This is a genomic window from Nocardia sp. CA-135953, from assembly GCF_050955735.1.
In the GTDB taxonomy this organism is placed as follows: domain Bacteria; phylum Actinomycetota; class Actinomycetes; order Mycobacteriales; family Mycobacteriaceae; genus Nocardia.
This window is the reverse complement of the sequence record NZ_CP192082.1, coordinates 876,020-887,403: the sequence shown is the minus strand read 5'-3', so window position 1 is coordinate 887,403 and position 11,384 is coordinate 876,020. Positions and strand designations below refer to the sequence as shown.

The 11,384-nt window shown below is 65.0% G+C and carries 10 protein-coding genes; 3 read left to right on the top strand and 7 right to left on the bottom strand.

Annotated elements, in window-relative coordinates:
* Window positions 1–174: 174 nt before the first annotated feature.
* On the bottom strand, window positions 175–1,149 hold the full coding sequence (locus ACQPXH_RS04190; RefSeq protein WP_433601027.1) for a dipeptidase: 975 nt from the start codon (window positions 1,147–1,149) through the stop codon (window positions 175–177).
* 168 nt (window positions 1,150–1,317) lie between these two features.
* Here ACQPXH_RS04190 and ACQPXH_RS04185 point away from each other — a divergent pair, with 168 nt between their 5' ends.
* On the top strand, window positions 1,318–3,369 hold the full coding sequence (locus tag ACQPXH_RS04185; RefSeq protein ID WP_433601026.1) for a prolyl oligopeptidase family serine peptidase: 2,052 nt from the start codon (window positions 1,318–1,320) through the stop codon (window positions 3,367–3,369).
* A 171-nt stretch (window positions 3,370–3,540) separates the two neighbouring features.
* On the opposite strand, the gene ACQPXH_RS04180 is transcribed toward ACQPXH_RS04185, so the two are convergent.
* From ACQPXH_RS04180 to ACQPXH_RS04165, 4 genes are all read right to left on the bottom strand, one after another.
* A complete protein-coding gene (locus ACQPXH_RS04180; RefSeq protein WP_433601025.1) occupies window positions 3,541–4,401 on the bottom strand; it encodes an alpha/beta hydrolase family protein in 861 nt (286 codons plus the stop codon).
* A gap of 29 nt (window positions 4,402–4,430) precedes the next feature.
* The gene (locus tag ACQPXH_RS04175) at window positions 4,431–5,063 is read right to left on the bottom strand and encodes a TetR/AcrR family transcriptional regulator (protein ID WP_433601024.1); all 633 of its coding nucleotides are present in this window, start codon (window positions 5,061–5,063) and stop codon (window positions 4,431–4,433) included.
* A 227-nt stretch (window positions 5,064–5,290) separates the two neighbouring features.
* Window positions 5,291–6,085: an HAD-IIA family hydrolase gene (locus ACQPXH_RS04170; protein ID WP_433601023.1), complete on the bottom strand. Its 795-nt coding sequence runs from the start codon at window positions 6,083–6,085 to the stop codon at window positions 5,291–5,293.
* A gap of 56 nt (window positions 6,086–6,141) precedes the next feature.
* Window positions 6,142–6,525 (bottom strand): DUF2867 domain-containing protein, encoded by a 384-nt coding sequence (locus tag ACQPXH_RS04165; RefSeq protein WP_433601022.1) that lies wholly within the window; start codon window positions 6,523–6,525, stop codon window positions 6,142–6,144.
* A gap of 60 nt (window positions 6,526–6,585) precedes the next feature.
* On the opposite strand from ACQPXH_RS04165, the gene ACQPXH_RS04160 reads away from it, so the two are divergent.
* Both ACQPXH_RS04160 and ACQPXH_RS04155 read left to right on the top strand, forming a co-directional pair.
* Entirely contained in the window at window positions 6,586–7,167 is a 582-nt protein-coding gene (locus tag ACQPXH_RS04160; RefSeq protein ID WP_433601021.1) for a TetR/AcrR family transcriptional regulator, read from the top strand.
* 730 nt (window positions 7,168–7,897) lie between these two features.
* Window positions 7,898–8,929: a DUF6585 family protein gene (locus tag ACQPXH_RS04155; protein ID WP_433601020.1), complete on the top strand. Its 1,032-nt coding sequence runs from the start codon at window positions 7,898–7,900 to the stop codon at window positions 8,927–8,929.
* Window positions 8,930–9,086: 157 nt separating this feature from the next.
* On the opposite strand, the gene groL is transcribed toward ACQPXH_RS04155, so the two are convergent.
* Window positions 9,087–10,712 (bottom strand): chaperonin GroEL, encoded by a 1,626-nt coding sequence (groL, locus tag ACQPXH_RS04150; protein ID WP_433603297.1) that lies wholly within the window; start codon window positions 10,710–10,712, stop codon window positions 9,087–9,089.
* 224 nt (window positions 10,713–10,936) lie between these two features.
* The gene (locus ACQPXH_RS04145; protein ID WP_245721169.1) at window positions 10,937–11,224 is read right to left on the bottom strand and encodes a hypothetical protein; all 288 of its coding nucleotides are present in this window, start codon (window positions 11,222–11,224) and stop codon (window positions 10,937–10,939) included.
* Between the last annotated feature and the right edge of the window lie 160 nt (window positions 11,225–11,384).

Genomic DNA, 11,384 nt, shown 5'->3' with positions numbered 1-11,384 from the left:
GCGCACCAGGCCGAATCGTCGGTCGGATGAACATTATTTACACGACGACGACCATGGCCGATTCGGCTCGGCCGACGATAATCGTTCCGGTGGTGACCACCGATGACGTGCGCCGGATCGCGCTGAGCCCCCAAGCGCGTCGCCGCCGAGCATCTCGGCGATCGAGGCACCGCGCTAGTCGCGCCAGACCTGCCGTGCGACCCGGGCGAAGTTGCCACCGAATACCGCCGCTCGGTCGGCCGAGCCGAATCCGCGATCGGCGAGTGCCGCGTCCAGCCCAGGCAACTCGTTGAGCCCCAATAGATCTTCCGGCGGTACCCACTGCAGCGGCCCCCACTTGGTATACGCGTCGGAAAACGCCCCCGGATCCTGCGTGAGCATGTCGTTGAAATCCTCGGCATCGAAGGAGTAGTCGGATCCGATGCCGACATGTTCGATCCCGACGAGTTCCGCACCGTATTCGATATGCGCGGCCATTGCCCCGACCCGCTCGGCCCGGCCATCGATCGCATTCTGGCCCAGGAAGATCCCCACTCCATTGATACCGATAACGCCACCGGTCCGGGCACAGGCCAGCGCCTGTTCATCGGTGATATTGCGCGGATGCGCCCACAGCGCGGCGAAATTGGAATGGCTGTAGATCATCGGAACTTCGGTGCATTCGGCCAGGTCCAGTCCGGTGCGGCGGGAGCAGTGCGAACCGTCGACGAATACGCCGACCTCGTTCTGTTTGCGGACCAGATCTCGGCCGTAGGCGGTGAGTCCGGTGTCATCGGTATCAAGGCAGCCGCAACCCGCCGCATTGGCATGGTTGTACGTCGGCAGCATTGAGCGAACGCCCAGTTCGTAGAACATTTCGAGATTGCCCGGATCACCGCCCAGCGGCCCCGAATCCTCCAGGTCGAAGGCCAGCGAAATGGTATCGGTGGCACCGATATCGGCGAACCGCTCGACCAGCCGGAACCGACCGTCGGTCAGCGCATCCCGGCGGAACTTGTGCAGTAGCGCGAGCGAATCCTCGGTCGACTGGTGCGAATACCCGACGTTCACCGATAAATACGACCCCAGCGGATACCGCGCCAGGTCGGCGATCCGAGCGGAATGCAGTAATGGCAGGCAGCAGTGCTGCTCCCAGAGAAACTGTGGCAAACCGGCCACCTTCCGCCTCGGTTCGGTATCGGAGCAGCGATCCTACTGATCCGACCGGTACGTATGTCACTACTCGACCGATGTCGAGCAACCGGTAACAGGCCGCCCGAATTGCCCGATTCATCGAGTGATATCTCACCTTTAAAGCCTCTCGGCAACAATGTGGACATGACGGGCGTTGAGCAAACTGTGACCGATCCCTACCTGTGGCTCGAAGAAGTAACCGATGAGCGGGCCCTCGACTTCGCCCGCGCGCACAACGAGGTGGTTGTCGAGCGTTTCGCCAGCTCCGATCGGTTCACCGAGCTCGAGCGCCGCATCCTGGACATGCTCGACACCGACACCAAGATCGCCTACCCGGGCCGGCGTGGCCAGTGGCTCTACAACTTCTGGCGCGATGCCGAACACCCGCGCGGTCTGTGGCGGCGCACCACCTTCGCCGAATACGCCAAGGAAGCGCCGGACTGGGACGTGCTGATCGACCTGGACGCACTCGGCACCGCCGAGGGCGAGAACTGGGTGTGGGGCGGCGCCGCGGTGCTGCGGCCGGAACAGTCGCGCGCGCTCATCAGCCTGTCCCGTGGCGGCGCGGATGCCAAGGTCGTGCGCGAATTCGATATCGAAACAAGGGAATTCATCGATCCGGCCGACGGCGGTTACTTCCTCCCCGAGGCGAAATCCGAGATCCGCTGGATCGATATCGACTCGGTGTACGTCGGCACCGATTTCGGGCCGGGTTCGCTCACCGACTCCGGCTATCCGCGAATTGCCAAGCGCTGGCGGCGCGGCACCCCGCTCACCGAGGCCGAAACGGTATTCGAGGGCGAGGCGGGCGATGTCGCGGTCTCGGCGGGTTACGACCGGACACCCGGCTATGAACGGCATTTCGTCGGCCGCGCCACCGACTTCTTCAACGAAGAGGTGTATCTGCTCGAAAGCGACGGCAGTCTGCGGCATCTCGATGTACCGACCGACGCCAGCGAGTCCTGGTACAAGGATTGGTTCCTGGTCCGACTGAAGTCGCCGTGGGAAATCGGCGACAAGACCTATCCGGCCGGTGCGCTGCTGGCCATGGACTTCGAGAAATTCCTTTCCGGCGCACGGGAATTCGAGGTGATCTTCACCCCGGACGAGCACACTTCACTGCACGGCTACGGCTGGACCGAGAACCATCTGCTGCTGATCACCCTCGAGGATGTGCAGACCAAACTCTACGTCCTCACTCCCGGTCCGGACGGCTGGCACCGCGAGCCGCTCGCCGACACCCCGCAGATGGCGACCACCAGCGTGATGAATCTCGACCCGCTCGAAGGCGGCGACGAATTCATGCTGACCACAAGCGGATTCACCACTCCTGCCACCTTGCTCGCCAGCGCGGTCGGCGGCCGGACCGAACAACTCAAACAGGAACCCGGCTTCTTCGACGCCGATGGCATCGAGACCGAGCAGTTCTTCGCGCGTTCCGATGACGGAACCATGGTGCCGTACTTCGTGATCCGCCACCGCGACCGCAAGGACACCCCCGGCCCGACAGTGATGTCCGGGTACGGCGGCTTCGAGGTATCCCGCACCCCCGCCTACAGCGGCGCCTCCGGCATGGGCTGGCTGGAACGCGGCGGCACCTGGGTGATGACCAATATCCGCGGCGGCGGCGAGTACGGCCCGCAGTGGCACACCTCGGTGCAGAAGGCCAACCGGCACAAGGTCTATGAGGACTTCTCCTCGATCGCCAAGGATCTGGTGGCTCGCGGCATCACCACACATGAACAACTGGGTGCGGTGGGCGGCAGCAACGGCGGCCTGCTCATGGGTGTCATGCTGACCCGCTATCCGGAACTGTTCGGCGCCATCGTCTGCCAGGTCCCGCTGCTCGATATGCAGCGATATCACCTGCTGCTGGCCGGCGCGTCGTGGGTGGCCGAATACGGCGATCCGGACAAGCCCGAGGAGTGGGAGTACATCAGCAAGTACTCGCCCTACCAGAACGTCCGCGCCGACGCAGCCTACCCGCCGATCCTGCTGACCACCTCCACCCGCGACGACCGGGTCCATCCGGGCCATGCCCGCAAGATGGCGGCGCTGTTGGAGGAACAGGGCCACACCATCTGGTACCACGAAAATATCGAGGGTGGTCACGGCGGTGCGGCCGACAACAAGCAGTCGGCATTCCAGGCCGGACTCATCTATGAGTTCTTCACCCAGATGCTGATGGAGTCGTAAAGCACGTCCAAAACGGCTTGGTGCCCGGCGGGTTCACGCAGTCGTCGCAACACTCTCGATGTGAGAGGTTGCGGCGATCGTGTCGTTTCAAAGGACTTGCAGCGGTGTGGCGATCAGCTTGTGCGCCTGGTCGATGAGCGCCGAGCCTGCGGTCACCGTCAGGCCGTCCGATCAACGGTCCCGCAGCCATTTCTCGATTTGATCGACCGTGCTGCCGTATCGACGGATCCAGCCGTTGTGCCCCAACGGTTCCGGCTGTACCCAGGTGGTCACCTCGGCCTCGGGCATCTTGGCCAGCAGATGTGCGGCCGAACTGCTCGGCGTGAGATCGTCGCCGGTCATGGTGACGGACAGCACCGGCAACTTCAGTCTGGCGATCCGCTCCTCGTAGTCGATATCCGCGTCGACGGGCACGAAGCGGCCGGTGCGGGCCAACCGGGCCCAGTCCGACATGAGCACCTTCGACTGCCGTCCGAAGCCGCCGAACGAGATGCGGTCGCCGGGCCAGAAGCCGGCCAGATTGGCCGTCAGCGACATGACCGCGCTGCCTGCCAGCATGCCAGGACCCGAAATACCCCGGAATCCACGGTGATACGGGGTGCCGGAGGCGATCAGGATCAGCCCACCCAGGCGGCCGCGGATCCGCGACGCGTACAACACCGCGAGCTGGCCGCCCATGCTGTGGCCGAGCAGATACGGGGTGCTGTCCGGAAACCGGTCACGCACCACCGAGAAGATCGCCGGGAAGTCGACCGATGCCAGTTCGTGGTAGCCGAAGGTGCTCGCGGCGCTCGGGCGCGGGCGACTGTCACCCGCGCCGCGCAACTCACCGATCGCGGCATCGAAGCCGCGCGCGGCCAGCTCCTGGGCGAACAGTTCGTAGTACCCGGCCGGGACACCGAGTCCGGGCACTATCACCACCACCGGACGCGGCGCATCCGGGCGCACTGGATGCCGATGCGCACCGATTGCCGGGAACAGCCGCACCGGCACGGTGGTGCCGTCCGGCATCTGGATGGGAACCGTCTCCATAGAGCGAACGCTAACCGACGGTCGCCGCACTACGCGCCGACCGCACCCATGATCACTCGGCTGAGCACCCGGATCACGTCGTCCAGTGGCGGGCGCGGGTCCGAACCGCTCCAGGAATCCACCACGTAGTTGACCGCGCCGATGATGGCCAGCACCCGCATCTCGTAATCGCCCGTTGGGATTTCGCCGTGCAAGGCGGCGTCCTCCGCGGCGCCGGCGAGTAGCGAACCCCAGACGCGACGCAACTCCAGCCGGAACTTCTCCACCTTCGGCCCGGCGCCGACGACCTCTACCAGCGCCACCCGCGCCTTGCGCGGATCGGCGCCGATGGATTCGACGTAGGCGCGCACCGAGGCGTCGATGATCTCCAGCGCGGTCGCATCGGATTTCTTCTCGAGGGCGGCGGTCACCGCATCGCGCGATTCCCTATCGATCTGCTCGTAGAGCTCGAGTAGGAGGGATTCGCGGCCGGTGAACTCCTCATAGAACTGCCTCGAGGACAGTCCGGCGTCCTTACAGATAGCGCCGACCGAACTATTGGCGTAGCCATCGCGCGCAAAGACCGTCAGGCCCGATTCCAGAAAACGCGCACGCCGCTGACGTTGCCGGTCCTCTACGGGTTGCCCGGCATACATTCGTCCCGTATTCGCATCCTGTGACATTGGGGCAGACAATACCGAAGGGCCCGATCCCCTCGTCATCGATCGGGCCGTTCGTCTCAACCTTCGGCGAAACAGGTGTTAGCCGAAAGTTGGCCGCCCGGTTGCTATTGCGCTTACCGGATGCCGATCTCCGATCTAACCGCTACCAGAGTGGGCGGCGCTGACTGTTTGCCACAACGGAGGATACTGAGAGGTTCGGCACGCCGAAAGTGTTTTGCAGGACTTTTTTAGAATAATTCTTTCGACAGACCTTTCAACAACGCGGGCAGTTCCGCGACGGAATCGATGACGTGTTCCGGTGCGGCCGCAGCCGCCGCCAGAACGGCGGGCCGGAATTTGCCGGTGCGCACCAGAACTCCGGTCATACCGGCATCTTGGGCGGCGAGCACATCGGAGTGCAGATCGTCACCGATCATCAACACCTCGGCCGGCTCGAGGTCCATAAGGTCCGCGCAGGTGCGGAATCCGGCCGCCGCGGGCTTGCCTACCACCGCGATCTCGGCATTGCCCGCCGCCTCCAGACCCGGCAGATACGCGCCCGCGTCGATGCGGAGCCCGGTATCGGTGGCCCAGCTCAGGCCGCTGTGCATCGCGACGACCGGAATGCCGTCCAGCATCAGCTCGGCCACCCGGCTCAGCGCATCATGCGTGAATTCCGCACCGGCGCCGCCGATTACGATGACATCCGGATCTTCGTCGTCGAGAGTCAGCTCGGCGAGGTCGGCCGCGATATCGCCGTGATTGAGCACCCACACTGCCGCATCCGGGTAGCGGCGGCCCACATATTCGCCGGTGAGCCGGGCGGCGGTGACGATCTCCGCGGCATCGACATCGAACCCGGCGGCGCGCAGCCGCTCGGCGATCTCATCGCAGGTGCGGGAGGTGGTATTGGTGAGAAACCTTCGGCGCAAACCACTTTCGCGCACGCGGCGCACGGCGTCGACCGCACCGTCGATCTCGTGCCAGGAGGTCACCAGCACGCCGTCGATGTCGTAGAGCACACCGCGTATGTCGCCAGACATGGGTTCAGCCTACGACCGCGGACAGAGTCGTGCCCGCATCCGTTCGAAACGGCGCGTCAGCGGGCGAAACCGCGAGCGGCGCGCTCGAGCATCCACGGTACGAGCCGACGATGGAATGGGCGCACGACGGTGAAATACCTTCGGCCCCAGTGATTTCGATACCTGACCAGTGAAGTGATGGTGACCGCGCCGTCGTCTACGAGAACCGAGACGACAAAGTCGAGGACCGCCATCGCATCGGCGGTCACATGCTCGCGTTCGTCGCATTCGCGATCGGGAAAAGGGTTGCCGAAGAATATCTTTCGGGTCCAATTCCGAGGATCGATAGGTGCGCCGGGTGGCAACGTTATCGCGTAGGAATCGATGTAATCCCAATCGACCTTCGTCGAACGCGCCAGCGTGGCTCGTTCGGGAATTTCGACTGGTCGATAACGAGGCATGGTATTCCTCCGGTTATCCATACGGGAGCGTATGGAATGACCATACGATAGCGTACGGGAATGGCACAAGGGGATGCGACCGCGAAGACGCGGCTCAGCGCCGACGATTGGGCACAGGCCGCACTGGACGCGCTGGCGGAGGGCGGTCTGGCGGCGGTCGCCGTCGAGCCCATCGCCAAGCGGCTCGGCACCACCAAGGGCAGCTTCTACTGGCATTTCAAGGACCGTGCGGCCCTCGTCGAGGCGGCACTGGCGCGCTGGGAGCAGCGCAGCACCGACGATGTGATCGCCGAAATCGCCATCGAGACCGATCCGGCCGAGCGGTTGCATCGACTCTTCGCCCAGGTCATCGACTACGCGGCCACCGGACGCATCGAATTGGCGCTATTGGCGTCGGCGGACCAGCCGTCGGTCGCCGCGACACTGCGCCGAGTAGCGGACCGGCGCATCGAATACGTCGCGGAATTGCTGCGCGAATTGGGGCTTAACGCCGGGCAGGCGCGGACCAGAGCGGTTGTCGCCGTGAGCATTTACCACGGCTTCAACCAACTGGCCCGCGTCTCCCCCGACACGCTCCCCAGTACCGAGGCACAGCGCAGGATGTTGGTGGACAGCGCATTTCAGAGTCTATTGCCGGACTGAATCAGCTACTGCCGCCGCAACCACCACCACCGCCTCCGCAGCTCGAACCGCCGCCGCAGCTCGAACCGCCACCGCAACTCGAACCGCCACCACCGCCTGCGTCGCCACCACCACCTGCGGCCCATCGACTTCTACTGCGACGGTTGCGGCGCCGCCGACTGTCGCGGTTCCCGAGATTGATGATCACGAGCGCGCCGAACAACAGCGCGATGCCGATCACGATCACAATCATGAATCCATTCATTGTCGCCCCCCGAGTGACGTTCAAGACTTCTGCCCACCCCAAGTGCACCTGTTACGGGATCGCCGGTAAAGCCAATACTTTTGGGGCGTTTGAACAGCAGGCGGTCGCCTGTACCCCAATAGCTCCCGGAGATCGGTCAGGATCGTATTCGTGGTCGGCGGGGTCACCTCGCACAGCCGGGCCAGCGCGGCGGCATTGATGCCCGGGTTTTCGGTGAGGAACAGCAGTGCCCGGCACCCCGACCACGCCGTTCGCCGTCCTGACAGTCGACGGAATCTGATCCCGCCGCGCGGCCGGTTCGTTCAGCGGACCGGCCATCGGCCTATTCGCCATATGACAACTTGATCTAAATCACGACGAAACGCCCGAACCCATCGCAGGTATACCGCCGCGATGACGTAAGCTCGGCCGACTGACCGGGCACGCGGCTGGGGTGGCGACCTTCGGGCGAGTGTCATACGCTTCGCCGCGGAGGAAAACCGCCTCATGGAGAGACAATTGACCACTCCGAGCCATGGCGATGTCGGAACCGGCGGGCCACAAAAGGTTCCACTGTCGCAGCTCATCCACTTGATGGCCGAATATCAGAAGCTCGGCACGCACCGACAGACCTTTCTACCGGCGCCTGCGAGCGATACGTTCATGCGCGGCTGCGGGATCGTCGCGGGCGGGTTCACGGCCGTGGGAGTCATCTGTGTGACGGTCGGGGCCTATCCCGGTGCGCTCGCGGTCGGTCTCCTCGGCCTGGTGCCCGCATCGCTGGCATTCTTCCGCGGGCGGCACAATCGGCGGCACCGCGCCGCGCGGCTGGATCTTTTCGATGTCGGCATGACCGTGTACCGCTCCGGTGAGCAGGTGGCCGGGTTCCGCTGGGACAGCGCCGAAGTACGCCAGCAGGTCATCCCGTTCCAGAATTCCGCTCACACCGAGTACTCGCTGCGGATGTCGGGCCCCGACGGCGCCGAAGCCGCATTCGACGACACCCTGTTCGGGGACGCGCGTGAGTGGGGCAGGGCCATCCAGTCGGCCGTCACCCTGGCCCAGCTCCCCCGCGCCGTTGCCGCCATCGATGACGGCGCGACCGCCCATTTCGGCGAAATCGCCCTCGACCTGGCCGCACTCTATTTCCACAGTCGGGCCTACGCCTGGGAGCAGATCCAATTGATCGACGCCCGAAGCGGATTGGTCCGCATGAAGGTCGACGGCAACTGGGTCTCCCTCACCCCCGTAGGTCAGATCCCCAACTTCTACATCTTCAACGAACTCGCCGAACGCCTGCGCCTGGCCGCCGCCGCGGAGTTCGCCGCCGAATCGGCCGCAACCGAGCCCGCGGATCCCGAACTGCCGACCGGCACACCGGCCGCCGAACCCGATCCACCCACCCTGGTATTCGACTCCGATCCGACAGTCGACGACGCGCCCGAGACAGCCGCTGATCAACAAATCGAACCCCCCACCCCAGCGGCCAAGGGCACCTCTAAAAGCCCCACCCCAGACCTGAGCGCCGCCTCGAATTGACCCCCGCCCCAACCCACTTCCACCGAACCGATAAGTCTGGATCCGTTCGGCTGTCGCGATTCCACTCATCGTTCTGATCGGCTGACCAAAGACCGAAGGCCGGTCCACCATTGGTGGACCGGCCTTCGGGTCTAGATGTGTTGCCGAGAGGCGGGACTCAGAAGTCCATGCCGCCCATGCCACCGGTCGGGTCGCCGACGGGTGCGGCGGCCTTCTCCGGCTTGTCGGCGACGACGGCCTCGGTGGTGAGGAACAGGGCCGCGATCGAGGCCGCGTTCTGCAGGGCCGAACGGGTGACCTTGACCGGGTCGGCGACACCGGCGGCCAGGAGGTCCTGGTACTCGCCCGAGTCGGCGTTCAGGCCGTGGCCCGCCGGCAGGTTCGAGACCTTCTCGGCGACAACGCCGGGCTCGAGGCCCGCGTTGAAGGCGATCTGCTTCAGCGGAGCCGACAGCGCGACGCGCACGATGTTCGCACCGGTCGCCTCGTCACCGGTGACCTTCAGGTCGTCCAGCGCCGGAGCCGACTGCAGCAGGGCCACGCCACCACCGGCGACGATGCCCTCCTCCACGGCGGCCTTGGCGTTGCGCACGGCATCCTCGATGCGGTGCTTGCGCTCCTTGAGCTCGACCTCGGTCGCGGCGCCGGCCTTGATCACCGCGACACCGCCGGCCAGCTTGGCCAGACGCTCCTGCAGCTTCTCCCGGTCGTAGTCCGAGTCCGAGTTCTCGATCTCCGTGCGGATCTGCGCGACGCGGCCCTTGATGGCCTCCGCGTCACCCGCGCCCTCGACGATGGTGGTCTCGTCCTTGGTGATGACGACCTTGCGGGCCTGGCCGAGCAGCTCGATGCCCGCGGTCTCCAGGGAGAGGCCGACCTCTTCGCTGACGACCTCGCCACCGGTCAGGATGGCGATATCGGCGAGCTGCGCCTTGCGACGGTCACCGAAGCCAGGCGCCTTGACGGCAACGGACTTGAAGGTGCCGCGGATCTTGTTCACGACCAGGGTCGACAGGGCCTCGCCCTCGACGTCCTCGGCGATGATCAGCAGCGGCTTGCCGGCCTGGATGACCTTCTCCAGCAGCGGCAGCAGGTCCTTGACGGTGGAAACCTTGGAACCGACGAGCAGGATGTACGGATCCTCGAGGACCGCTTCCTGACGCTCCGGGTCGGTCACGAAGTAACCGGAGATGTAGCCCTTGTCGAAGCGCATACCCTCGGTGAGCTCCAGCTGGAGCCCGAAGGTGTTGCTCTCCTCGACGGTGATGACGCCTTCCTTGCCGACCTTGTCCATGGCCTCGGCGATCAGCTCACCGATGGACGCGTCGCCGGCCGAGATACCGGCGGTGGCGGCGATCTGCTCCTTGGTCTCGACCTCCTTGGCGGTCGCGAGGAGCTTGGTGGTGACGGCCTCGACGGCCTTCTCGATGCCGCGCTTCAGACCCAGCGGGTTGGCGCCGGCCGCAACGTTGCGCAGGCCCTCACGTACGAGCGCCTGGGCGAGCACGGTGGCGGTGGTGGTGCCGTCGCCCGCGACGTCGTCGGTCTTCTTGGCGACTTCCTTGACCAGCTCGGCGCCGATCTTCTCGTACGGGTCCTCCAGGTCGATCTCCTTGGCGATGGAAACACCATCGTTGGTGATCGTGGGGGCGCCCCACTTCTTCTCCAGGACAACGTTGCGACCCTTGGGGCCCAGCGTCACCTTGACCGCGTCGGCGAGGGCGTTCAGACCCCGCTCGAGGCCGCGACGGGCCTCTTCGTCGTACGCAATTGTCTTGGCCATTGCGTTGAGATCCTCCACATGTATATGGCTGACACACAGGTCGATCGCAGGTTGGATCGCCCCATTTACGCTGGCCAGGTTCGGTGCCCGCGACGGACGACCGAGGGTGTCGATGTGACCCGGTCTCACCGTCCCGACCTGGCACTCACACGTCGAGAGTGCCAAGCCCTTTTTAGCACTCAGGGGTATCGAGTGCAAGGTCCGCCGCGCTGCTCGGCGCCGACTCAGGCCGAGCTGCGGTCGTCCACCCGGAGTATCAATGCGACGAAAGCATCGGCCCGGCGCTCCTCGGGCGTGCGTGGTTCACCCTCATCGACCGTTACGAGTTCCGCGTCGTTCAGCAGCAACTCCGCCTCCACCCGCATGATCGCCCGAATGAACGGTGGCGCCACATCGGGCGGCAGATCGCCGTTGATTATGTAGCTGCCGTCGGGCTGCGATTCGGTGGAGACATAGGTCAGCGCACGCTCGAGATCAGCGCGTCGCTCCCCCGCAACTAGGTCGGAATCCATGCCATCCGCCATTGCTATAGCTTACCGGTGCGCCGGATCGGCCCTTCCCGACAGGCCGACCAGTCCGGGATCCGCGCGGCGCCCGCCCAGGTCGCGCGAGCAGCAAATCTCTGTCCGCCAATGGCTTACGATCGGCTGGCGCGGCGTGAGCGACGGCCCC